The sequence below is a fragment of the Terrimicrobium sacchariphilum genome (assembly GCF_001613545.1).
In the GTDB taxonomy this organism is placed as follows: domain Bacteria; phylum Verrucomicrobiota; class Verrucomicrobiia; order Chthoniobacterales; family Terrimicrobiaceae; genus Terrimicrobium; species Terrimicrobium sacchariphilum.
Window position 1 is genome coordinate 2,541,493 of record NZ_BDCO01000002.1, and the last position, 23,056, is coordinate 2,564,548.

The window sequence follows — 23,056 nt, forward strand, 5'->3', positions numbered from 1 at the left end:
TCGATTCCTTTTAGGCCAGACGAAGGTCGCAGGTGAGATCACCCCTGCGGCCGCCACGGCAGGGCTTGCCGCCCAGCGCGGTGAGGCCCGGCTTGTCGAGGGGCGTGAAATCAATCTCGTCCACGCCCATGACAAACTCCGCCACGGCGCGACCATTTTTGCGGTTCACAATGGTGACCGCCAACGGGAGTTGGGTGGGGATGCCGGGGTGGAGCGAGGGGTAGAGGTTCGTCCGCCGATAGCGCAGGCCAGCGAGTGATGTTTCATCCGGCTGGGCTGCCAGGGGTAGCGGACGACCGGCGACGTAGATGTCGTATTGACTGCTAAAGCCGGGCGATGTGAGGAACTCCAGACGCTGCATCGAGGTATCGACGAAACGGCTCGTGCTGCCACCCTCCACCGGGGTTTCGCTCAGGAGCGGCCAGCTTTCCAGCGCCTTGCGCACGGTGAGGCTGGCGCGTCCGGATTTCCATTCGAGCAGGACGGGGAATCTCCAGTCCCAGATGGCCCGATAGGTCTCGCGGTCGAGCGTGTAGCCTGCCTTTTCCAGATCGGCGAAGATTTCCTCCAGGTCGTCCCAGAGGCGGCGGGGCAGGAAATACTCGTCGTGGAGCTTGGTGCTGAATCGCTTGAGTGAGCGCTTCGGCGGGTTTTCCAGCAGATGGGAGGCGAGGCAGGACCAGAGCAAAGCGACGGCGGAGGACCATTCCGGTTTCGGCAGCGCCTCGATGGCCCGGAATTCGATGAGTCCGAGCATGCCGGAGGGAAAGGCCGTGTTCCAGAACTTGTCGAGGCTGATCTCGCTGCGGTGCGAGTTACCGGTCACGTCGATCTGGATGTGGCGCAGCGTTTCGTTGATGAGGCTGCGGTGATCGCCCTCGGACAGCGTCTCGATGAAGGTATACGCCATGTCGATGTCGTAGAGATCGCGGGCGGATTCATCCGGGCGAGGGGCCTGGGATGATGCGCCGACATAGCAGCCGGTGAAAAGGTACGCGAGCGACGGGTGGTGCTGCCAGTAGCGGAGCACGTTTGCGAGCCAGAGGGGCCGGGTAAAAAACGGATGATCCTCCAGGCTCGGGCCACCCCAGAGCAGGTGGTTTCCCCCGCCGCTGCCCTGTGGGTGATCCCAAGGGCTTTCCTTCCACGTCCGCATGCCGGCACGGTGCCCGGAGGCAAAGAGCTCCTCCATCCACTCGGCATAGGCCTGCCAGGATTCGCAGGGCGGGAGGTTGATCTCCAGCACGCCAGGGTCGGCGGCCAGGCCGAGGACGGACCATTTGCCCTCTTCATCCTGCGGCGTGTAGCCGTGAAACTCCAGGTCGGCGACGCCTCGCGATTTGGCGGCGCGCTCGGTGGCGCCAAGCAAATTGAGAAAGGCGTTTTGCAACAGCGGCGGAACGAAGATCGAGATCGTGCCGCCCTGGCGGTCGATGCACAGGACGCGACGCGGGAGGCCCTCCGGCATAAGGTGCAGGGGCAGGCGCAATCCTGCGGGGCCCTCGGCGGTGGAGAGCTTGCGGTCGCCCTTCGGCAGAGGCCAGCGGGCGGAGCGCCAGATGGAGCCGTCGTGATCGAGAGGCATGACGAGCACCTCGATCCCGCTGCCATTCGGGTCGGTGAATCCGATCCAATGCGAGGGCACGCCGAGTTCTTTGGCCAGGGCGTCGGCGAAATCCTGGAGGCTGGACGGCGTGAGGGCTTTGCCGCGTTTGGGCAAGCTAAAGACGGGCGAGCCATCGCGGTTGGAGATCAGCCGTACGACCCAGCGCGGGTTGGTCTCACCGGGATACAGTTTGCCGGGGCAGTAGAACCGGGCGGCTCCGGCACAACGATCCTTCATCAGCTCGTCGGCAAATCGCTTCGCATAGCTGAGCTTCGTGGGCCCTACGGCGGAGTAGCTCCACTCGGGGCCCTGCGGGTCGTTGGGAATGAATGTCGGCTCACCGCCAATGGTGAATCGGATTCCATGATCGGCCAGCGTCTTTTCGGCGCGGGCCGCAGCTTCGTTCATCCAGGGGGAGATCATTTGCGGCGGATGCTGAGGTTGGTGGTCAAAGTGCTATTGATAGTCTTCTTGCCGTAATAATGGCCGTGTACGGGGGCGATATGAGCAGGAGTGAGGCCAACCGCAGTGGCGATGAAGTGGTGACCGCAAAAAATTCCGTTTGTCGGATCGATGCCGACCCAGCCCGCGCCCGGCAGGTAGGTTTCCACCCAGGCGTGAAGGGCATTTTCAGCGCGGCGGTCTTCCTCGGGGAGTTCCTCCTCCCAACTGAACCCGCTGACCAGTCTCGCCGCGAGGCCGTGGTGGCGCAGCACCTCGACCGCGAGTACGGCGTAGTCGCGGCAGGAGCCTTTCATCAGGGCGAGGGTTTGTTCTGGTGAGTAGGCTTCGCCTTCGTCCCGGCGCTCGTACTCGATGTTTTCATGCAGCCAGGAGTTCAAGCCGACGAGCCAGTCCACGGTTGGAATTTCCTTCGTCGGACGATCCAGGGCTGCCGGGATGGGGCCGAGCGGCTGCCGGGGTGTGATGTAGGCGGAAAGTACGGATGCCTCCTCCTGCGTGTAGGTGAACGGAACGTTGAGCGCGTGAGAATCGAGCAGGAAGTGGAACGGATTCTTCTCTTCCAATCGGAGATCGAGCTCGAGCTTGTAGCTCAGGTGATCCAGCTCCTTGGGATAAAAACAATAGGCGACGAGGTTGTCGAAAATGTCCTGCCGGTACTGGACATCGGTGCCCTCGTTGGTCGTGATCTTGGACCGGTCCGTCCTTACGGCAAACCCATTCCTCGGCAACAGCCGGACGAGGTGAGGGGAGAAACTGGCAGTGTCTTCATACTGATACGTCGCCTCATAGCGTATCTCGATCTCGATCATTTTTCACTGAGCCTCCTCATGGTGACTTTTACCTTCATTTGTTGTGTCCCTGACGCCTTGAAGGTGCCCCGTACGGGGGCGGCGTCCTCAAAATCTCTTCCGTACGCCATCGTGACATGACGCACTCCGCACCATTGGTTGTTAGTGGGATCGAGTGCGATCCACTTCATGCCGGGCGTCATCGCCTCCACCCATGCGTGAGTGGCGATGGAACCGACCAGCGCAGTCGATCCGTCTTCGCTCTTCGGCGGGTCGGACTCGATGTAGCCGCAGACATACCGGGCGGGGATGCCAGCAGTGCGTAGCACGCTGAGCATGATGTGGGAAAAATCCTGGCAGACTCCGGCTTTCTGTTTCCAGACGGTGTGCAGCGGCGTCGAGTTGTCCGTACTGCCAGAGCGATACTCAAACTTCTCGTAGATGGCCTTGTTCAGGTCCTCCAAGCCGTCTCCAAGCGGCAGGTCGGCGGGGAAAAACTTGCCGGCCCATTCCATCGCCGGCCCGCCCGTCGGTACGGCTGCTGTGGGCTGGAGGTAGTCGAAAAGGTCGGTGAGCTTGGACGTAAAGATCTGGCGGGCCTCGGCTACGCTGACGCCGAGAGCCGCTTCGGAATGAGCCACCTCCGAGGTACGGATCGTGGAACGATGAACGATCGACAGCCGCTCATGACGGAGTGTCATCGAGTAGAATGTCACATGGTTCCCGAAATAATCGACGTAACTCGATACCTTTGCGTCTGGAAGGAATTGTATGGAATGATCGACGACCTCCTGTCCCGCAAGAGAGGGAGGAGTGAGGCGGGCCTCGATATATGCCTCGCTGGCCGCGCGCCCGTAGCGGTAGTCGGTGCGATGGGTGATCTCAAACAGCATGGCTAAACAGCGTAGGTTGAGACTCCGGGTTCATCTGAATCTGGTGATTCAGGAAACCATCCGAGATCAGGTGGTGAAATTCGAGCGTCTTGTCGAGAAACTCCTCCTGCTTGTCCAGCAGGGCATTCTTTGCGTCAAGATCGTTCTCCGCCTCACGGGCCAGGGCTTCCCAGTCGGTATGGCGGATGTTTTGTATGAGCTGCTCCATTGCGATGACGGTGCGGCTTGTGGCCGGTGAGACCTCATCGCGCAGGCGTGCCACGCAGGCTTCCAGACATCGCGTGACCGAGCGAGGGGCGACCGGATTGTTCCATAGCAGTTCCAGAACGGGAGCAGCCTCGATACGCATCTGAAAGACACGCCGGTAAATATCCCGGCTGTTGAGCAGGCGCAGGAAGGCCGACAGTCGGATTTCAGTCTCATGATCTGCCGCCACCTTTGTGGGACGGCGTACGATCGGGCGCATGATGGAGCGAATGGCGTTGCCGGTGATGATGGCCCGCTCGAGGTATTGACCGATCTCGCAGAACGCCCAGCCGCCATCCGCCAGCATGGTGGCCTGGGCGGTGCCAAAGAACTCCGGCGTCGAGCGGGTGACGAGTTCACAGCATTTGCGGGTGCTCGTGGCCAGATCCTCGTCCGTCTGCCGGGGACGATAGCGAATGCGCTGAAAGCGATTGCGCAGCGCGCTGATCACGCTCCACGCCTCGATGCTGACGCACTCCAGCACGGACTCCGCATTGCTAACTGCGCGCAGGACGGCCCGGACGACGGAATCCGGTTCGTCGAGGTCGAGCGTGAGGCGATACCGGCCGGCAGGGCTGGAGATGTTGCGTCGCGAAACGGTCCCTGGGTTTTCCAGTGGTGGGAGGATGCGGTTCCATACCGGGCGATAAAGCGTGCGCTCGGTGGAGTTGAGTTCCTCGAGTTCCAGCGATTCGATCACGCCGATCATCACGGCGAGGCTGTTGGCGCGCTCCAGGTAGCGGCCCACCCAGTAAAACGACTCCGCTACGCGGCTGGTGACGCTTTGCGGCGGCATGGTCGTTTCTCGGACCGGGGCTCGGCTTTCCGGAGGCTCGATGAAATCGGGATGCGAGAGCACCCATGTGTCCTTGCTGCCGCCGCCGAGCTCGTTGGCAGTGAAGGGCGTGTCCTCCGTGCTCACGCGCGTGAGTGCGCCGGGGAAGACATCGTACTCGCCATCCGGCTTGCGCAGGGCAAACAGGATGTGGTCCTGGCGCCGCTCGACTTTGCGTCCGTCGTGATACGTAACCGTCAGGGCATCGCAATCCTGCGGTTGGGCGACATAAGCACCGGGATTTTGCAGGATGGCTTTGCGTATGGCCTCGGTCTCTGACCGGGACGGGGCCTGGCCATTGCCTCCGTAGAAGATCTTTTCCCCGCTGAGGCCGCGGATCGTGTAGTCCTCGATCTCCGAGAGCACGTGCTCCCGCTGGTCGATATCGCCCATCCAGAAGGTTGAGAGTCCACGCAGGATGGGATTTTCGTTGAGATAGTACCGAATGATCGCCGGGGCGAGGGGAAGCAGAGCTCGATCGTCAGCCAGTTGGGAACCAATGCCATTGACCACGGCGACGCTGCCCTGGCGGATACACTGTACGAGTCCCGGAACGCCGAGGAGCGAATCGCGCCGGAACGCCATGGGATCGAGCCACTGGTCCGAAATGCGGCTGTAGATGACCTCGACCTTTTCCAGGCCCGAGACCGTCTTGATATACACGGCGTCGTCGAGGACAAGCAGGTCGCTGCCTTGCACGACCGGGATGCCCATGCGCCGCGCGAGGAAGCAGTGTTCCGAGTACACCGCGCTGCCGGGGCCGGAAGACAGCAACACGACCGTCGGCTCCGGATCGGCAGAAAAGGAACGAAGCATCTCCAGCATGTCGACTGGCGAGTCCGCGATCGGGCGCACATTGAAATCCTGGAATGTCTGCGGGATCACACGGGCAAGCGCGCGCCTGTTCTGGATCATGTACGAGATACCGGACGCGTTGCTGAAATAGTGATGCTTGATGCCCAGTTCGCCATTGGGCAGGCGACAAACCGCGGCGCCGGAGATATGCAGGTAGGCATCGCCCGGAGGCTTCAATCCACAGGCGGCGCGCTGGTAAAAGACGCTTCCGAGCACGGGTTGTACGGGAAGCAGACCACCGCGGAGGATTTCCTTCTTCCCGTAAATGTCCTGAAGGAACAGCTCAAAGGCCTTTAGCCGCTGGCGGAATCCTTCTTCGAGCGGAGCCCACTCTTCTGGGCGGAAAATCTGGGGCAGCAGGTCGCAAAACCAGGGACGGCGACCCCACGGCCGCTCGCGCGAAATGTCAAAGGTCGCACCCATCTCACGCATGGTGGCTTCCAGGCGTTCGTCGAGCACCCGGATCTCTCCGCGAGTGTGCTCATCCATCTTTTGAAAGAGAGGACGATACACCTCACGCAGTTGCCCCGAGTCTCCCTGGATCTCGTGCCAATGCGTGAAAGGATTCTTGGCACCAACACTTTGCACGGCGGTGAAGGCTTGGCCCTACGCTTTTTCCGGTCAAGGAAATATGAAGATTCTTTGCATTTGACAGAAGAGGCAACCTTGGGCATGCTCCCCGATTCTCTTAAGTACCAAATGAAGACATTTTCTGCAAAAGCGAGCGAGGTCCAGCGCGATTGGTGGATCATCGACGCTGCTGACCAGCATCTCGGCCATGTGGCCGTGAAGGCCGCCAACCTTTTGCGCGGCAAGGGCAAAGCTATTTTCACCCCGCATGTTGATACGGGTGATTTCGTCGTCGTCATCAACGCCGAAAAGGTTCGCATCGGCGGCAAAAAAGACGTGCAGAAGACCTACATGAGCTTCTCCGGTTACGTCGGCGGTCACAAGTCCGAGACCTTCGCCGCTCGCCGTGAGCGCCATCCTGAGCTTCTCGTCGAGCGCGCTGTCCGCGGTATGATTCCTCATAACCGCCTCGGCAGCAGCGTCTATCGTAAGCTGAAAGTTTACAGCGGCTCCGAGCATCCTCACGCCGCCCAGAATCCGAAAACCGCCTGATCATGTCCGACATCACCGCAACCGGCCGCCGCAAAACCTCCATCGCCCAGCTTCGCATTCGTCAAGGCACGGGCGCCTTCAAGGTCAACGGAAAGGATTTCACCGACTACTTCCCGAGCCTTTCGATGCAGAATATCATTCTGCGTCCTCTGGAGATCGCCAACGCCGTTCACGGCTTTGATCTCGAGGCCAAGACCTCGGGTGGTGGCATTGTCGGCCAGGCTGGCGCTCTGCGCCTCGCCATCAGCCGTGCTCTGCTCCAGACCGACGAGAACCTCCGCGGCCCGCTCCGCGAAGAGGGCATGCTGACCCGCGATCCTCGCATGAAGGAGCGCAAAAAATCTGGCCAGCCCGGCGCCCGCAAGCGCTTCCAGTTCTCCAAGCGTTAATCCGCGAGGTTACCAAAGAAATTCACGAGCCGTGGTTCTCCGAGCCACGGCTCTTTTTTTGCCGCGAAAAGGGCAGAATCTGATTGCGATCTTTCCGGATTTATTGTTCTTTTATCGGCTCTCCTGCCGACGTAGCACAGTGGTAGTGCAATCGATTCGTAATCGATAGGTCACGAGTTCGAATCTCGTCGTCGGCTCCACCTTCCACCTTGAGGAAGGTGTCTTCTTTGGCAGGACTTGCGAAGCTGCGTCCTTGGCCGGTACTTCAGAGCCATTACCGAATCGCCTGAAGGGCAATCGATGAAATGAGGCTTTCGCGCACGATCCGGGCAAAAAAAAGAGGAGAGACCCGAAGGTCTCTCCCCAAAACTAGGAGAACTAACAATTACGAGTCTCTTAGAACGAGAAACGCAGACCGATGCGGGTCAGGCTGGAGTTGAGGCTGTTGTTGCCGTAGAGGTAACGCGAGTCAACGAAGGTGCCGATGTTGCGAGTAATGCGGTACTCGATGCCGCCGCCAACGTTGCCGTTGCCCTGGCCGAAATGCTTGCCCCAGGTCGCGCCACCGCCGACGAGGGCGTAAGGAGCGAGGCGAAGGCTCTCGATCGGGTAGCGGAGGATCAGGTTGCCCTGAAGGCTGTCGAAGGCGCCGTGGTTGCCGGAGCCGACTCCACCACCGACGGTGTTGTCAACGCCGATACCGATGTAGCGGGTGATGAAGTAGTTCAATCCAAGATTGCCGCCGATCCCGTTCGCATTGTGACCGTTGTAACGGCCGAGCATTGCTGCGAAGCTGGCGTCGATCTGGAATTCACCGGCGCGGAAGAGATCTTCCTGCACAGGAGCGATTACGACTTTTTTGCTATCCGTTCCAGCGAAGGCGGCCGAGGCCGTGATGATCGCGAGAGCGAGGGTGGAGAGGATTTTCTTCATTTTTGGTTTGTTGGTACCATCCTTTACTCTGGAGAGAGGGATGATCCCTGCCTTCTACCTAAGTATGGGCGGTATTAACAATCCAATTCGTGCGTGATTTTATTAAAAATTCGCTTATTGAGAACGACTTGCAGAAACGAGCCGGTCGGTAGGGGCCGGAATTTCCATTTTGCGGAAATTACTTAACGACATGAAGTAATGGCTGGGTCGCCATTTTCGGATCAAGGGCGGAAAGACGGGCCGGGCCCTACGGTCGGGCCGGAACCCGCGAAATCCTTAGATTTTTACTCCATGGCGCAGTGGCGCTCCTCGAAGTGTTTGCTTAGACTTAGGAGAGTCTTTTGTTGCTGCCGCCCGCTGCGGTCTGGTTGCGGGTGCGCCAGAGGGGGAGGGCCAGCCCGAGTGCCCCAAGCAGCAGCATGATCCAGGACGATGGTTCTGGAACTGTATAGACGAGATTAAGGTCCTTTTCATCCTGGATGAGGGAGAAGGTTCCAGAGAGATGGTCGTTGGCGAAGCCGCTGACATCGAGGACGATCTGGCCGAGGCTCCAGGGACCGATGCTTCCGGTAACGGAGAGGATGGTCCAGGAGTAGTTTTGCGTATCGGAGAATCCTTGAAGCAATCCAGCCTGTCCTTCCAGGGTGAGGGTGGAAATGGCAATGGTGAAAGGATTTTCCAAGGTGCTCTCGATCGTCAGATTCCCATCGATCTTGAGAAGATCCCACGTCGATCCTGTCGGGCCGTTGAGACTTTGGATTTCCCAGTCGTAAACGCCTTCATTTTTCCAAGTTTGTGAGCCGGTGGAAAGGGTGGCCACACTCGAGTCCCCCGGGGAGATCGTGCCGCTGATTTCCACCTCTCCGGCCACCTTGCCATCCCCAACCAGGGTGCCAAGCCGGTCGACGATGACCTTGCCAGAGCCAGTGGCGCTTCCACTACTGTTGCCGACCTTGAGCGTGCCGTCTGCGACGGTGGTGAGACCTGTATAGGTATTCTCGTAATCGAAGACGAGGCGCCCTGTGCCGCTCTTGGTCACAGAGAGATTACCAGCCAGGGTAGGGGCGAAATTGACCGTGACAGAGTGATTGAAGTTCACGCTCGCGGTACCCAGCCCGCCCGTGACGGAGGATGCCTGCAGCGCGCCTGCTGTATCGCCCTGGCCGATTACCAGCGTGCCGACAGAGCCCTCGGCTTCCGCCAGGGTCACTGTTCCGTTGCCGGTTGCGCCGATCTTGACTACTCCATCGCCTGAGAGGTTTATCGTGCCGCTTCCAGCGCCTCCGACGATGAGGGAGTCGGTATTCCAGATACCGCTGGAGACGTTGGCCGTACCGCTTGAGCCGGCTTGGGCTCCCAACATTGCCGCACCGCTTGCCACCTCGCCGCCTTGCATGCCCAATGCGCCGACACCCAGATTTCCGATCGTCAGAGTGCCTGTGACCTGCCAGGAGGAGCCGATATTGTTGATGTTGAGTTCACCGCTCGATCCAACTGCATTGCCCAAGATGGCCGAGGCGGCGGACGACTGGCCGCCGCTGGTGATGTTGAGCTTGCCCATTCCGGCATCCCCGATAATCACCGAGGAACTGACCTCCCAAAGCGAACCATCTCCCGAGACATTGACCTCGCTGGTGAAGCTGGAAAGCTGCTCGCCGATCGTGGCGGTGGCTGCCGTGGCTGTCGCCCCGGTGTTGATATTGACCTTTCCTAATCCGCTGCGGCCAACGTAAAGGGAGGAACGAATCGTCCATAGCGTATCGGCGCCCGAGAGATTGACCTCGCCGTTGCCTGCGGAGAGCACGCCGAGCGAGGCATTCGAGCTGTCCACTGCACCACCTTCCCGGATATTGAGGATGCCCTTGCCTGCCTCTCCGATAGAAAGATCGCCAGAGGCGTTCCAGGCAGAGCCGACGCCCGAAATATTGACAACGCCCTCCATCGTTCCGTTGTCTTCGCCAATGGATCCATCCACGCTCGTGACGGTGCCTCCAGCCTCGATGTTGAGAGTGCCTGCCCCCTGGTAGCCCACGTGCAGGCTGGCGGTGTTTTCCCATCGGGACCCGGTGCCGTTTATCGTGGCAGCACTGGTGTTCGTGGCACCGTAACCGACATAGCCGGAGCTCGATTTCACGGTGCCGCCTTCTCGCACTGTCAGGTTGCCGGTGCCTGATTTTCCGACGATCAGATCGTTTCGGTTGGTCCATGTGGATCCGACTCCATTGATCGTGACCGTCCCGGATCCAGAGGCGTAGTTGCCGATGGTACCGTAGGAGTTGGATACCGTGCCTTTGTTGGAAATGGTGAGTGTACCAGTGCCTTGTTCGCCCACGCTCAGGTCATCCTTAATCGCCCAGGTGGAACCGACTCCAGTCACGGAAACATCGCCGTTCGATCCGCCAAGATGGCCGACCGAGGCCGATGAAGCGCTGGTGGATGTCTCATCGGTTGCAACTTTGCCTCCCGCTGTGATATCGAGGCGCGCCGTGCCAAAATAGCCCACAAAGAGATAGCTTCGCAGCTTCCAGATGGAGCCGATGCCATCGACAGACACGGTGCCATCGCCCGTGCCATTGTAACCCAGGAAGCCTTGGGTGCTTTTCACCGTTGCGGCACTGGAGACGTTGAGAATGCCCGTACCGGATTCTCCCACGAGCACGTCGCCCGAGTTATTCCAGGCCGATGTCTCTCCGGCGACCGATACTTTGCCGCGGCTACCGCTAAAAACTCCCACCTTGCCATAGGCATTGGAGACGACGCCCCCGGCATTGATATCGAGGAGGGCAGTACCGCGCTCACCCACAGAGATGTTGCTGGAAAGAGTCAGATAGGATTCGCCGCCGTTGACGATCAACGTGCCGTCGCCGGAGGCATTGTTGCCCAAATACGCGATCGTGGCGACAATGCCCCCCGCAGAGACGATCCGGAGCGTGCCTTTGCCGTCGATGCCCACATTCAGTGTCGAGGCGGAGCCGGGGACTCCGGTATTGTGCGGTACGGAAGCATCGCCATTATTGTCGATGGCTGCGTTGTAGGCGGAGGTGGGGATGTAACCATTCCACCAATTGGCCGGATCGAACCAACTGCCCGTCGTGTTGTCTTTCCAGTCTACATTTGTCTGAGCACCCGCCTGGGATAGAGCCAGCACAGCACAACAAATGATAAGCAGCAGGCGAACAGGATGAGATCGGAATGGCAGCACGAGAAGCGGTGTAAGCGGTCACTTATGCGTCTGGTTGCGTGATGCGTCCAGAGAATTTGTTTCAGTGCCATTTTTTACGAAAAAATAACTGCTCGGAATTTGGCGGAATTGCGGTGGCCGAACGCATTTTTTTCGGTATGACTGAAATTGCCATGACTCCGACCGCAGAACTGAAACTTGACGATAAAGTGGTGAACCTCCCTGTTCTTGTCGGAACCGAGGGGGAACACGCCGTAGACATTTCCAAGCTCCGTGACCAGACCGGGTACATCACGCTGGATGATGGATATGGAAATACTGGCTCCTGCAAAAGCGCCATCACCTTCATCGATGGAGACCGTGGCATCCTGCGATACCGGGGAATTCCGATTGAGCAGCTGGCGGAACGCTCGAATTTTGTCGAGACGGCGTATCTGATCATTTACGGCGAACTGCCGACACATGATCAGCTCCGCAAGTTTTCGGACTTGTTGACCTTGAACCAGATGCTGCACGAGGACATGAAGTTCCATTTCGAGGGATTCCCGCCGCATGCGCATCCGATGGGTATTCTGTCCTCAATGATCAACGCCTGCGGATGTTTCAACCCCAGCCTATTCGCGGACGAAGAGGTCTCGCAGTTCGATCTGCAGGTCGCGCAGTTGATTTCGCAGGTTCGCACGATTGCGGCCTTCTCTTATCGCAAGTCCAAGGGGCTTCCGATCATTTATCCCAAGAAGGCCTACAAGTACTCGGCCAACTTTCTCCATATGATGTTCTCGGATCCGTATGAGGATTATGAGTTGAAGGTGGAGGTGGTTCGTGCGCTGGACCTCATTTTTCTCCTGCATGCTGACCACGAGCAGAACTGCTCCACCTCGACTGTGCGCATGGTGGCCTCCAGCCGGGCCAACCTCTTTGCCTCGGCAGCGGCGGGGGTATGTGCGCTTTGGGGGCCGCTTCATGGCGGGGCCAACCAGGCGGTGCTGGAAATGCTCCAGGAGATCCACCAGAGCGGTGATGACGGCTCGAAGTTCATCCAGGCCGCTAAGGACAAGAACAGCGGCAAGCGCCTGATGGGCTTTGGCCATCGCGTTTACAAGAACCACGATCCTCGTGCAAAGATCATCAAACGGCAGTGCGACATCCTGCTGGAGACCTTGCACATCAAGGACCCGCTCCTCGATATTGCGAAAAAGCTCGAAGAGGCCGCCTTGGGCGACAGCTACTTTGTGGAGCGAAAACTATATCCCAACGTGGACTTCTACAGCGGCATCATCCTGCGAGCGCTGGGCATCCCAACCGAGATGTTCACCGTGATGTTTGCCATCGGCCGTATGCCGGGATGGATTGCGAACTTCAAAGAGATCCGCGAGGAGGAGGGGAGCCGTATTTACCGCCCGCGTCAGGTCTACGTCGGGCCGACGATCCGGTCCTACACTCCGATGGAGGAGCGGAAATAAGTGTTTTCCGCACAGACATGCTGCCAGGAGGCAGCATGTCTGATGGTGGAAAATGGGAGAAAACCTCCGGTGTTTATGGGCCGGAGTTGTGTTTGGGAAGAGATTACTCGACGGCGAGCAAAACGCTCGAAGCCTTGATTACGGCGTAGGCAGTCGAGCCTTCCTTGAGGTTGAGTTCTTCTGCCCCTTCGGTCGTGATGCTGGAGGAGATGACCAGGCCGGGAGCCACTTCGATTTTCACGAGAGTGGTGGCGGGGCCTTCCTTGATGCTAACGACTTTGCCGGGCAGAACGTTGCGGGCGCTGAGTTTCATTGTCTTTGATTTCTCTGTCTGACGGTTGCTTGCCGAGTTCGTGAGGTCGGCTGGTACGAAATGCCGAGACGAACTCGATGACGCCGAAAAGAGTAACAGAATCCCGGCAGCGCTCAAGCCACCATCGGAAGGAGGCCTTCACCAGTTGCTCCGCCGGTGTCTAGCCAGCTTTCTGGACATCGGAGATGATGCTACCCTGCTGGGTCATGGCGTACAGGTAGATGTTGCAGCCCATCTTGAAGGCCTCCATCTGCTTGCCGGTACCGAACCAGCGGTCGCCATTGGTCCATCCGCAATGCGTGTCGGAGGGAGAAAGCAGCATGACCAGCCGCCCGTTGACGGTGACGCCGTGAAGGCCGTGCTGCTGCCCCTGCATGTGAGGCTGGCCCGAGTAAAAGTGATAATAGCAGTGGAAGACCGGATGGTCGTAAGGCAGACGCTCCAGCTTGGCATCCGGAAAAATCTTCGGCACTTCATCCACCATCTGCGTGAAAAACTCGTCGTTCAAGCTGCCATGGTGGCGCTTGCCGTTTACGCAGTCCTCCGCAAAAAGGAATCCTCCCCGGAGGAGGTACTCACGCAGGTTGGCCCGCTCGGTGTCGTCGAGTTCCGGAGCGACGTCCCCATGCATGAAGAGAAACGGGAAGGGGGTTAGCGTCGTCAGCTTATCCACCTCCGCCACGTTCCAGCGCTTGTCAAAGTTCAAGGTTGTCTGGTCCTGCATGGCGTCGATGAGATTCAGGTCGCCATTGGGATGCACGTTCCAGTCATCGTTGTCGCCATTGCGTCCGGGATACTTCAGGCGAGCCCAGGGGGAGATCGGCCCCCGATTCTCCTGGCCGAAAAGCCCGGCGGACAACCCGAAGAGCGAGGCGCCACCGGCGGATAGAAGCTTCAGAAATTGCTGACGGCTGATTTCGTCGCTCATGGTTGGGAACCTAGTCTGGAATTTTTCGAAAACAAGGGTGGATATGAGTGAAAGCTTAGCCGGTCAATCTTAGTCTCACTGGAGCATTGCGTAAGCATAGATATTTACCAGCATTCGCATGCAGGCCTCTGGAAGGCCCGGCGGAGAGATCATGCGATCCCAGCCGCATTGAAGTCCGCTGAGGCTGATGATACCCGCCATGCGGGAACCGAGCATGATGCCATAGAGGCCATGTCTGGCCCATCGCGCATCGTAAATATTGTCGCAATACATGTGGGGCGGAATGCCTCCCGGAATTTGAAAGAAACAGTGAAAGACATCGTGGTCAGGCTTGAGCGGAACCACCTCACAGTCGGGTAGGATTGCCGTCAATACGCGGATCTGATCGGCGAGGAAGGCATCGGGATCTGCGGTCACATTCCGGTTGATGCAGGCATCGATCAAGAGGAAGCCGCCCCTGTGGATGTATTCGGCGAGATTGAGGCGGGCCTTGCTGTTGTCGACCGCTCCGATGCCTTGGGAAAACAGCATGGGGTATCGGCAAAGATCCTGCAGGTTTTCCACATCCGCGGCATACCATGTGGGATCCATGTTGAGGCTGGTGTTCTCTCGGATGAACTGTGCCAGCACGGGATCACTACCCGAATGCCGTTTCCAGTGCGGGCTTGGCGTCTGGAGTCTGGCCCAGCCGACTCGGTCTGCCCGCATTTTGGAAAAATCAGTGGACCGGGCGGAACTGAGAACTCCCAGCGAGAGGAGACAGAGGCATGTCAGAAGCCGGCTCATCACAGCAGGCGGTAACAGCGTCGGGTGACCAACTCCGTCGCATAGAAACCGAGGAGCAAAAGGAGGAGCGAAGACTCGTCCCAGAGAGGGCGGGTTCTCTTGCTATCCATCGATCGAGAGTCACCGGAAGGTGAGGGGAATGCTGCGGAGTCCTTGTCGATCAAGGTGCCGCCGGTCGCCTCGGCGAGTTGACGCATGCCTTCGATATCGGCTGGTGTATTGACTGTCTCAACCGTTTTTCCCTGCTGGGAGACGGGGAGCGAAATGCGGGCAATGTCGCCTGAACTGTTCTCGGCCGCGATCTCCCAGCGGCCTTCCTGATCCGGGGTGAAGCTGGCATCCCATGTGCCTTTTGAGTTGCTTCCACGCGCGACGAGCGGGAGCGCTACCCCGCGGGGAGTGGTGGCGGAGATTTTCGGAGGTTCCCCATGGTCCGAGCCCTCGACACGTACGGTGACTGGACGCGAGAGCGATGGGCTATCTCCGAGTCGGACGATTCTCAGTCCCTGGCCAGGGGTCTTGGAGGCGAGAGACAACATGAATTGTTGCCAGAAAGTCTCTGCATTGCGGGCAGAGCTGGGCAGAGAGAGTTTCCATCGCCAGAGCAGGTCGGTGGTCATCGCGGCTGCAAACCCCTGGCCGAATTGCTGACGGGCGATGAGCACTCGAGGTGTGCCGTTGGGCGAGCGATCGCGCGGGTGTACGGCGATGATCTCAGCGCCGGGCTTGGCACAGAGCACCTTTGCGTATTCGCTGAACTGTGGAGCATTTGGGCCGGGAGCGAAGAGTTTCGCTCGTGAAGAGGAGCGCAGTGCGGCAAAGGGAGTGAGTGGCTCGATCTCCTGTCGGCTCATGGCTTCCTCTGCGAAAGCGGTCTCGTCCGGCGACCTCGCTCCGCCGATCGCCTGCATGTGAAGCTGAAACGTCTGGGCTGCGGCATCCTCCTGAGATACACGATGACGCCGTTCGAAGACCACGGGCAGCATTTCTTCTATCGCGGTACCCGCAAAGTCCTGCGAAGCATTGCTATCCGGCGTGATAAAAAGGATCCCTCCTCCTCCTCGTACGTACTCGATCAAGGCTTGTTGCTGTTTGTCGGAAAGCTGGTCCGCAAAGGCATGGGCGAGGACGACAATCTGGTAGGATTTCAGCTCATCAGCATTTTCAGGCAGGTCATTGAGGACAGCGTGGCCTTGTGCTGGAGCTGTCATTTTCATTCCCAACGCCGGGTTGAGGATGCTGGCCATTTGGAAGCTCGGATCGCTCTGAAGAGCGGCTTGCAGAAAGCGATATCCCCACTGCAGTGCCCCCTGATAGTACAGTATGTCGACAGTCGTTTTGTCGATGATCCGGGTTGTGCTGGCTGAGTATTCCTGTCGGTCGAGGCTTCCCACGCGGAATTCCAATGGCATGGGACCGATTTCTTCCGCCGCGACCTCCACGGTCCACGGGATCGAGTTCCAGCCTGCCCGGACCTTGAGTTTTGATTCCGACAGCTTTTGATCTCGGCTCCAGAGCTCTACCGGGATCTCCGTGTCCCTGGCGGCTACTGCCTCGACGATGACGGCAGCGGGAAACCGGGTTTGCCGCAAAACCTGCGAGGGAGATTTGATTTCCTTGATATTGAGAAATTCGCCAGGCCGGGCCCGGTTATTGGCAGCAACGAAATATAGCGGAATGCCGGAGCGCTGAGCCAAGGAAGTGATCTCCGACGGGTCTTTCTGAGTGGTATCGAGACCATCGGTCAGGCAGACGATGGCTGCCGGAGAGCTTGCGAGGGTTTGCTGGATTGCATCGAGGAGATGGGTCTCTTCTCCTGCTTTGCCCTGCTTGGCCGCGTCGTCGAGGTTTGGGAATGATTCCGTGTTCGTGCTGAAGCGGATGTATTCGATCTGATCAAATTTCTCCTTCGCTTCCGGGCTGTGTTGTCGCCAGGCGCGCAGGGCATTTCCAAGCCGGGTCTCCTGGCGATTGTCTATCGCATCCATGCTGGCGGAGCGATCGACCAGCACGACGAGTTTGCGTCCGGCTTTCTTGTCCTTGTCCGAATCGTCGACGCGCACCGGATTAGCGAGGCAGAGCAATATCCCGGCAAGCAACGCAGTGCGGAGCAGAGTCAGACCCCAGCGCGCATGGGTAGGGAGCTTGCGCAGTGTCCGCTGGTAAGAAAGGGTGATCAACCCGAGACCGACGATGGCGATCAGCCCAAGTAATCCCCACGCGAGAACGGGCTGCTGCCCGTGAAGCCAGCCGCCGAAGTGCCATTCCATCCCGGCCTTCATTGGTTGGACTCCTTCGAGGGCTCGGGCTGGGGAGCGTTCATATAATCTCGGGACAGGCGTTCAAAGTAATCTGCGACGGCATCACGGTATGCCTCGGGAGCCTTGGCCGGGTCTTGAGCCTCAAGCTTGTGTTGGCGCTGGACCTGCTGAAGTTGGGCGCGCAGCAATGTGACAATCTCGTCTAGGGAGCCGTCGATTTTATCGAATGCGGCAACCACTTGGGCAAATGGACCAACATAGGTGTGCGGGTCTTCCCAGAAGAGCTTATGGACTTCCTTCACCGTGGGATCGAGTGGCAGGATCAGTTCGGCCTCAATCATTTCTTCACGGAGGTCTTCGATAACTTCGCGTGCAAGTCGATCCTGGTTGGGAGTTGCTGGGCCGCCGTGACTCGAAAGGTTCAAACCATTGCCGCCTCCGGACCCAATTCCCGAAGCTGAGGAGGCGCTGCCGTTTCCTTTTGTCGAGGCGATTGTATCCGATGTGGCAGACTGTTGATTGCCTGTTGCCGTCATTTCAGACGATGAGCCGGAACCTGAGCCCTCTCCCTGACCCGGTTGGTTGCCCTGACCCGGTTGGTTGCCCTGACCCGGCTGGTTGCCCTGACCCGGCTGGTTACCTTGACCCGGTTGGTTACCTTGACCCGGTTGGTTACCTTGACCCGCTTGGTTACCTTGACCCGGTTGGTTACCTTGACCCGGTTGGTTACCTTGACCCGGTTGGTTACCTTGACCCGGTTGGTTGCCTTGACTCGGTTGATTGCCCTGGACTTGCTCGGCGTTTCCGGGCTTCGTGCCTTTGGAGCGCCGCCTTTCACTGTCCGATGCGGAATTATTGGCGTGTTGCGAAGATGCGAGGCGACGCATGTTGGCTGCACTTCGCTCGATGCGCTCGATGAGCTTTGCGATATCTTCGGATGAGGGGCGAGGCGTTCCAGGAGAACTGGAAAGCCGGTTGGCGGTATTGGCCAATTGCTCGCTCACTTTGTTGGCCTGAGCCTGGTCTCGAGGCTGATCGTAGAGCTTCTTCATTTCCTCGCGGAGTTTGCCGTCGTTCAATACGGCGGCTGCAGCGGCAAGGCGTTTCGCTGCTTCGGAAGATCCTGAGTCCTGCTGCCGTTGCGCTTCTTCAGCGAGTTTCTGGCGGGAGTGTTCAACTTGATCCGCGACTTTTTTTGCTGCGTCCTTGGCTGCATCATCGGAGCTCTTTTGCGGTGCATTCTTCGCTTCGGAACCCGCCTGATTCAGCTCCTTTAGCGCGTTCGCAATGACATCCTTGGCGGACTGCTCGCCTGCGCGAAACATTGCTTCTACGGCGAGTTTCAATTCATGTGCGGCATTTGCCGCGGGGCCGCGTGCCATCGGGACGTCTTCGGCATCGAGTTGTCGTAGGGTGGACTTTGTTTCGTCATGTGCCTTGGCGAGATGCTCCATGATCTCTGGTTCAAAAGGTGCGAGCGTCTGGTTGAGCGAAGCGGCAATGCGCTGGCTGACCTGGGCTTGCCGTTCGACAAATGATCCATCGAAGCGATTTGGATTGGACGGTTTGCCATCTGGCATCGGGGTGGGAGCCGGGGAGTTGCGACCCGGATCGGAGGCAGCATCTTTGGTTTGGTCGAGATCGGAGGACAGACGTTGCTGCTCCTTGGCGAGAAGCTCCAGTTCGCCAGCCTGAGTTTCATAACGCTGCTTGAGTTCTACCTCCTGCTGCTTTTGGAAGGGATCGTTGACGTTCTTTTCCTTACCAAAGGTTTTGCCGTCGCGGGCTATGACTTTGACCAGAAACTTCTCGATCTCGGTGATATGGCTGAGCGCCTTTCCCTGAAGCTTCGCAGCGGGCCCATTTTGCGTTTCAGCGATTGTCGTTGAAGCCTGCTGCATCAGCGGATGCGTTTCGTTCAAGAGATCAACGATTTTAGCCGGCTTGCCCTCCGCGATGAACTTCTTGATGACTTCGCCGACCTTGGCGGCCAACTGGGCTTGCTCACCAGATACCCGCTGATTTTCCTTCGTCCAGACAGGGTTCGTGCGGGCGAGTTCCGCGTTGGCAAGGAAGAAGTTCTCCTTGAGCAATCTGAGTTGGGCCACCTTGATCGCGGTGATGAGCGGGAATATTGACTCGCCCGTACCTCCCGGCAGTTCCTTGACGTCATCCCGGAAAGGTTTCACTTGAACAAACTGCACGGGGGAGACCGTCGCAGGCAGTGTCGTTGGGGCGACGCGCTGCGCTTTGAGGTAGTACGACACCATGTCAAACGGTTCCACGGCGATCTGATCAAGGAAGAGGGATGTGAGTACCTTGGTGCGGCCAGGCTTCTCCAGAGCTTCAACCGACACGGGAACGCTGAGGCGCGGATCGCCATTGACGGAGATCTCCAGAGAAAGGTCCCTCAGTCCGCTGGTGGATTCTGCCGCGGCCTCCAGGGGCACCTCCTCAATCGGTGCAGCCTTGGTTTCCGATTTGGGCGACTTCCAAATGATTGACGCTTTTGGCACGGATGGTGTGGGAGCGGGGGCCGCTGAGGCGGTCTTGGGCTGCGCGAGGGTGGCCCACGGCTGAGTCCAGATGATCAGCGTGGCGAAATGCGCGATGATCAGCGCGATGACGAGAGCTGCCAGGCTCGCCAGAGCCCTACGTGGCGAACGACGAGGGACGTGTTTCAGGAAATTCGCCGTTTCCTCCCGTTGCGCCTTGGCGATGGGGTCGTTCACATTCTGCAAAGCGGTCACCGTCTCCAGACGGTTTTTTGCTGAGAGCGAGGCATCAAGCTGGCGGGCGGTTTTTATGAGCGAGCGGCGACGGAATACCCAAAGAGCGAGACAAACGACGAAGAGACTGAGGAGAGAGGCGCTCCACCAGATGGGGAGACTCCCCCACCTTTCGACCTTGGAGAAGGCGGGATGGGAGACCCAGAGAAGGACGAGCAGGACGAACAATCCGGCAGCCGCGACGACCAGGGGCCTGCCGGTTCTCATCCAGCGATATTGCTGGTGCAAAAGCTTGCCGGTCGTTCCTTCCGGAGCCGAGGGAGAAGAGGAACTGTCGTGAGTAGGCATGAAGTCAGGCAGAGGTGCGATTTGCCAGGGCGACTTCCGCGAGCAGACCGAGTGCGCACGCTGCGAGGAGCCACCACCACAGGCGTTGCTGGGATTCGGCGACCTCGTCGCTCACCATAGGTCCGGCGGCAAGGGAGTGCTGCTCGGCTGGGACTCCGGGTCGTTGGGATTGGAGCCGGGTAAGCAGGTCGGCATCGGGCCATGGCGCGAGATCAGATTCGGTGACCGGGGTGTTGACTGCATACAATGCACGGCTCTTGCCATCGGAATACTCGTACAATCCCGGAGCCTGCGGCTGGACACCTCCGGAGACCTCTCGGGGTGGTTCCTGCGTGGATGAGTCAATCGTCTTCCACGTTCCTTTCTCCGAGGGCAATGGAATCATTTCGCCGATGCGCCAGTCTCGAGCAGAGGAATTGAGCGAGGCGAGCCAGCGAACAGCCTGATGAACGAAAGGGACAAAGGAAGGACGGACCATCCAGTCTGTCGCCTCGCGACTGGGTGGAAATCCACAGATGAGGAATCTTTGACCTCCGGAACTTACTGAGGCGATGGCGGCGGAGCCGTCCGGCCAGTTGGCCACAGGAGTGATACCATCCCCTGTGAGGTCGTAACCTTGGTAGAACTCCACATCCATGAGGGAGAAGAGTCCATCACTGCCAAAAGCGGAGAGCAGTGGACTTTCCGCGTCCCAGTCCCGTAACGTCCAGGGGTCGTTCTCCGGCGTTCTCTCCGCAAAATGGATGCCTCTCTGGGCGAGCCAGTCGCGTTGCTCCTGTGATCCATCGATAAAGATCCAGAGGGCACCGCCACCCTTGGCGAAGCGATCGAGATTCGCACGATAATGCTCGGAGAAGGGCTTTCCGCCCTGCGCGATAACCACTGATGCTTGAGGCCAATCGCTTTCTGGAAAGGCGACGGCCTCCATGGGATTGTCATTGAGCTTGTGCGTCGACCCCAATGCATGTGCGAGAAAGTCGGTCCCGGAGGGAGGAGGTTCATTAAGCACTTTTGATGAGGTGGGAGGTGTCACCACGATCCAGGCGATGTCGTCGGCAGGCAGGGCATCTGGCGTCATCGTGACCTTCAAGCCTTCGATGGTCTGATTCGCCGGGAAGGGAACCTGAAGGCGAACTTTGTTTTCCGCGTTTTGCGCGAGTTTCACGTTCTGGGTTGCCAGCACGGTATCCCGAGATCGGACCTCGATATGCCTTTCGTCGCTGGCTGGGCTGTAAAGCCGGATCGAGAGTTCAATGGTCCCTCCCTTTGGGTTGGGGGTCCACCGTGTCGAGGTGATTGAGGCCTGTCGTTCCGGAGGGGGTTCTATTGCCCCGCACTGAATTTCGATGTCCGGAGGCAGCGATCGGTCAAAGGTAGCACCGAGCCAGCCGAGACGCTGCTCGTCGGCCATCCAGACGAGGATCTTTTTGTGTGCGGATTGAGCGGCGAGAGCTTCGGCAGCGAGTCGCATCGCAGCCGGGTACCGGGTGGTTTCAAACCCAGGCTTCATCTCCTGAAGTGTCGATCGGACAGTCGCAAGGTCGGCGGTCATAGGCACCAGCCAGCGCGGTGCCGGATTGATTATAAGCAGCCCGGCCTGGTCGCCGGGACCGAGTTGATCGAGCGAGGAGAGGGCCTGCTGGCGAAGCTTTTCCCAGCGCTGGCCAGTTTGCATGCTCATGGAGTTGTCGATGGCGACAAGCACCGCGGTCTGGTGCTCCGCCTGTTTGTTTTTCCAAAAGGGGCGCGCAAACGCTCCGGCAAGGAGCAGGATCACGAGCATGCGAAGCGCGAGCGTGAGCCATCGGCGAAGGCGGTGCTTGCGCGTATCCCGGAGCGCGGACTCCCCGAGGAACCGAAGCGATGGAAAGCGGATCTCTGTCTTGGGTCTGCTACGGAGAAAGTGCAAAGCGACCGGCAACCCCACCAGCAAGCCTCCGGCTAGAAATCCAGGCAGCAGCCAATTCATAACCGGTTGTCCCTTTGTGCCAGATACCGGGCAAGCACACTTGTGGGTGGCTTGTCCGTGCGGAGGCGCGAAAGATCACCGCCCACGGAGCGAAAGAGCTGATCCAGCTCCGAGCAGAAGGTGTTAAAGCGGCGCAGGTAATTCTCGCGCACGGCGGCGGGATCGAGCTTTAGGCGTGTCCCGGACTCCGCATCGATAAACGTCCCGCCGTCTTCCATGTCGAAGTCGATTTCCTGCGGATCGAGCACGTGCAGTCCGATGACTTCGTGATGATCGTAGGCAAGTCTCCGGAGAGCGGAGTCCAGGAGCGGAAGGTCCTCGTAAAAATCGCTGGCGATAACCACGAGCGAGCGTGGCGGTATCAGTTCGGCCAGGCTTTCCATCGACGTTCCGAGGTCGGTTCCCTCGCGGGGATTGACAACGGTAAGCTTGCCGATAAATCGCCGCCAGTGCGCAGTCGACGACCTTGCAGGCAGATAGTCGACGAGTTCCTTCCCCGCCACTGCCAGGCCGAACGCATCACGTTGGCGCTGGGCGATGAGTCCGAGCCCCGCCAGGACGAGTCGGGCGTACTCCACCTTGGTCATCGTAGCGGCGGGAGAGCGAAAATCCATCGATGCACTCGCGTCGAGCACGACGAAGACTCTTAATTGAGTCTCCTCTTCGTACTGCTTGATGTGTAGACGATCAGTTCGACCATAGAGACGCCAGTCCGCACGGCGGAGGTCGTCCCCGAGTTGATAATTGCGATATTCCGCAAATTCCACGGAGGACCCCTTTTGCGGACTGCGATGCTGGCCGCTCAGGAAACCCTCCACCATGTACCGGGCACGCAGCTCCAGGCTCGGTAAATCGGCGAGCAGTTGCATGTCCAAAGGCGGGAGGGCGGGCGGAGGCCCGGCATCCACTGGCCAGCGACGTCGCTGCATGGTGGCGCTCATCGGAG

The 23,056-nt window shown here is 59.0% G+C and carries 16 protein-coding genes and 1 tRNA gene; 4 read left to right on the forward strand and 13 right to left on the reverse strand.

Annotated features, from left to right (window positions below):
• Nucleotides 1-10: 10 nt before the first annotated feature.
• Genes TSACC_RS11890 through TSACC_RS11905 form a run of 4 tightly spaced genes read right to left on the reverse strand, consistent with a single transcriptional unit; the run spans nt 11 to nt 6,177 of the window.
• Complete coding sequence (locus TSACC_RS11890; RefSeq protein WP_075079496.1) at nt 11-2,029, reverse strand: transglutaminase family protein; 2,019 nt, start codon at nt 2,027-2,029, stop codon at nt 11-13.
• Nucleotides 2,026-2,880, reverse strand: coding sequence for a transglutaminase family protein (locus tag TSACC_RS11895; protein ID WP_075079497.1), 855 nt, complete (start codon nt 2,878-2,880; stop codon nt 2,026-2,028). Before TSACC_RS11895 ends, TSACC_RS11890 begins: the two co-directional genes overlap by 4 nt.
• Nucleotides 2,877-3,752, reverse strand: a complete 876-nt coding sequence (locus TSACC_RS11900) for a transglutaminase family protein (protein WP_075079498.1) — start codon at nt 3,750-3,752, stop codon at nt 2,877-2,879. The genes TSACC_RS11895 and TSACC_RS11900 overlap by 4 nt, the downstream gene beginning before the upstream one ends.
• Complete coding sequence (locus tag TSACC_RS11905) at nt 3,742-6,177, reverse strand: circularly permuted type 2 ATP-grasp protein (protein WP_237763952.1); 2,436 nt, start codon at nt 6,175-6,177, stop codon at nt 3,742-3,744. The genes TSACC_RS11900 and TSACC_RS11905 overlap by 11 nt, the downstream gene beginning before the upstream one ends.
• Before the next feature lie 63 nt (nt 6,178-6,240).
• On the opposite strand from TSACC_RS11905, the gene rplM reads away from it, so the two are divergent.
• From rplM to TSACC_RS11920, 3 genes are all read left to right on the forward strand, one after another.
• Nucleotides 6,241-6,810 carry a 50S ribosomal protein L13 gene (gene rplM / locus TSACC_RS11910; RefSeq protein ID WP_237763953.1) on the forward strand — a complete coding sequence of 190 codons (570 nt, stop codon included), beginning with the start codon at nt 6,241-6,243 and terminating at the stop codon, nt 6,808-6,810.
• Nucleotides 6,811-6,812: 2 nt separating this feature from the next.
• Nucleotides 6,813-7,199, forward strand: a complete 387-nt coding sequence (rpsI, locus tag TSACC_RS11915; protein ID WP_075079500.1) for a 30S ribosomal protein S9 — start codon at nt 6,813-6,815, stop codon at nt 7,197-7,199.
• Between the two features lie 125 nt (nt 7,200-7,324).
• Nucleotides 7,325-7,399: transfer RNA gene (locus TSACC_RS11920), tRNA-Thr, on the forward strand.
• A gap of 196 nt (nt 7,400-7,595) precedes the next feature.
• Here TSACC_RS11920 and TSACC_RS11925 read toward each other — a convergent pair.
• Nucleotides 7,596-8,132: a hypothetical protein gene (locus TSACC_RS11925; RefSeq protein ID WP_075079501.1), complete on the reverse strand. Its 537-nt coding sequence runs from the start codon at nt 8,130-8,132 to the stop codon at nt 7,596-7,598.
• Between the two features lie 328 nt (nt 8,133-8,460).
• Nucleotides 8,461-11,280 (reverse strand): autotransporter-associated beta strand repeat-containing protein, encoded by a 2,820-nt coding sequence (locus TSACC_RS11930; RefSeq protein WP_075079502.1) that lies wholly within the window; start codon nt 11,278-11,280, stop codon nt 8,461-8,463.
• Nucleotides 11,281-11,486: 206 nt separating this feature from the next.
• Here TSACC_RS11930 and TSACC_RS11935 point away from each other — a divergent pair, with 206 nt between their 5' ends.
• Nucleotides 11,487-12,776: a citrate synthase gene (locus TSACC_RS11935; RefSeq protein WP_075080713.1), complete on the forward strand. Its 1,290-nt coding sequence runs from the start codon at nt 11,487-11,489 to the stop codon at nt 12,774-12,776.
• Nucleotides 12,777-12,879: 103 nt separating this feature from the next.
• On the opposite strand, the gene TSACC_RS11940 is transcribed toward TSACC_RS11935, so the two are convergent.
• From TSACC_RS11940 to TSACC_RS11970, 7 genes are all read right to left on the reverse strand, one after another.
• Complete coding sequence (locus TSACC_RS11940; protein WP_075079503.1) at nt 12,880-13,089, reverse strand: TOBE domain-containing protein; 210 nt, start codon at nt 13,087-13,089, stop codon at nt 12,880-12,882.
• Nucleotides 13,090-13,249: 160 nt separating this feature from the next.
• Nucleotides 13,250-14,017 (reverse strand): DUF4159 domain-containing protein, encoded by a 768-nt coding sequence (locus TSACC_RS11945; RefSeq protein ID WP_075079504.1) that lies wholly within the window; start codon nt 14,015-14,017, stop codon nt 13,250-13,252.
• 75 nt (nt 14,018-14,092) lie between these two features.
• Nucleotides 14,093-14,725, reverse strand: a complete 633-nt coding sequence (locus tag TSACC_RS11950) for a DUF4159 domain-containing protein (RefSeq protein ID WP_169809622.1) — start codon at nt 14,723-14,725, stop codon at nt 14,093-14,095.
• Between the two features lie 77 nt (nt 14,726-14,802).
• Nucleotides 14,803-17,085 (reverse strand): hypothetical protein, encoded by a 2,283-nt coding sequence (locus tag TSACC_RS11955; protein WP_075079506.1) that lies wholly within the window; start codon nt 17,083-17,085, stop codon nt 14,803-14,805.
• Nucleotides 17,082-20,141 (reverse strand): hypothetical protein, encoded by a 3,060-nt coding sequence (locus TSACC_RS11960; RefSeq protein ID WP_075079507.1) that lies wholly within the window; start codon nt 20,139-20,141, stop codon nt 17,082-17,084. The genes TSACC_RS11955 and TSACC_RS11960 overlap by 4 nt, the downstream gene beginning before the upstream one ends.
• Nucleotides 20,142-20,145: 4 nt before the next feature.
• Complete coding sequence (locus tag TSACC_RS11965; protein WP_075079508.1) at nt 20,146-22,110, reverse strand: BatA domain-containing protein; 1,965 nt, start codon at nt 22,108-22,110, stop codon at nt 20,146-20,148.
• The gene (locus TSACC_RS11970; RefSeq protein ID WP_084400420.1) at nt 22,107-23,051 is read right to left on the reverse strand and encodes a DUF58 domain-containing protein; all 945 of its coding nucleotides are present in this window, start codon (nt 23,049-23,051) and stop codon (nt 22,107-22,109) included. The genes TSACC_RS11965 and TSACC_RS11970 overlap by 4 nt, the downstream gene beginning before the upstream one ends.
• Nucleotides 23,052-23,056 lie beyond the last annotated feature (5 nt).

Bases quoted from the DNA above. Each gene is read 5' to 3' on its own strand.
- TSACC_RS11900 (WP_075079498.1), bottom strand. From the start codon at position 3,752: ATGCTGTTTGAGATCACCCATCGCACCGACTACCGCTACGGGCGCGCG.
- rplM (WP_237763953.1), top strand. From the start codon at position 6,241: ATGCGTGAAAGGATTCTTGGCACCAACACTTTGCACGGCGGTGAAGGC.
- TSACC_RS11965 (WP_075079508.1), bottom strand. From the start codon at position 22,110: ATGAATTGGCTGCTGCCTGGATTTCTAGCCGGAGGCTTGCTGGTGGGG.
- TSACC_RS11925 (WP_075079501.1), bottom strand. From the start codon at position 8,132: ATGAAGAAAATCCTCTCCACCCTCGCTCTCGCGATCATCACGGCCTCG.
- TSACC_RS11890 (WP_075079496.1), bottom strand. From the start codon at position 2,029: ATGATCTCCCCCTGGATGAACGAAGCTGCGGCCCGCGCCGAAAAGACG.
- TSACC_RS11895 (WP_075079497.1), bottom strand. From the start codon at position 2,880: ATGATCGAGATCGAGATACGCTATGAGGCGACGTATCAGTATGAAGAC.
- rpsI (WP_075079500.1), top strand. From the start codon at position 6,813: ATGTCCGACATCACCGCAACCGGCCGCCGCAAAACCTCCATCGCCCAG.
- TSACC_RS11905 (WP_237763952.1), bottom strand. From the start codon at position 6,177: ATGGATGAGCACACTCGCGGAGAGATCCGGGTGCTCGACGAACGCCTG.
- TSACC_RS11940 (WP_075079503.1), bottom strand. From the start codon at position 13,089: ATGAAACTCAGCGCCCGCAACGTTCTGCCCGGCAAAGTCGTTAGCATC.
- TSACC_RS11955 (WP_075079506.1), bottom strand. From the start codon at position 17,085: ATGAAGGCCGGGATGGAATGGCACTTCGGCGGCTGGCTTCACGGGCAG.
- TSACC_RS11960 (WP_075079507.1), bottom strand. From the start codon at position 20,141: ATGCCTACTCACGACAGTTCCTCTTCTCCCTCGGCTCCGGAAGGAACG.
- TSACC_RS11970 (WP_084400420.1), bottom strand. From the start codon at position 23,051: ATGAGCGCCACCATGCAGCGACGTCGCTGGCCAGTGGATGCCGGGCCT.
- TSACC_RS11950 (WP_169809622.1), bottom strand. From the start codon at position 14,725: ATGCGGGCAGACCGAGTCGGCTGGGCCAGACTCCAGACGCCAAGCCCG.
- TSACC_RS11935 (WP_075080713.1), top strand. From the start codon at position 11,487: ATGACTCCGACCGCAGAACTGAAACTTGACGATAAAGTGGTGAACCTC.
- TSACC_RS11945 (WP_075079504.1), bottom strand. From the start codon at position 14,017: ATGAGCGACGAAATCAGCCGTCAGCAATTTCTGAAGCTTCTATCCGCC.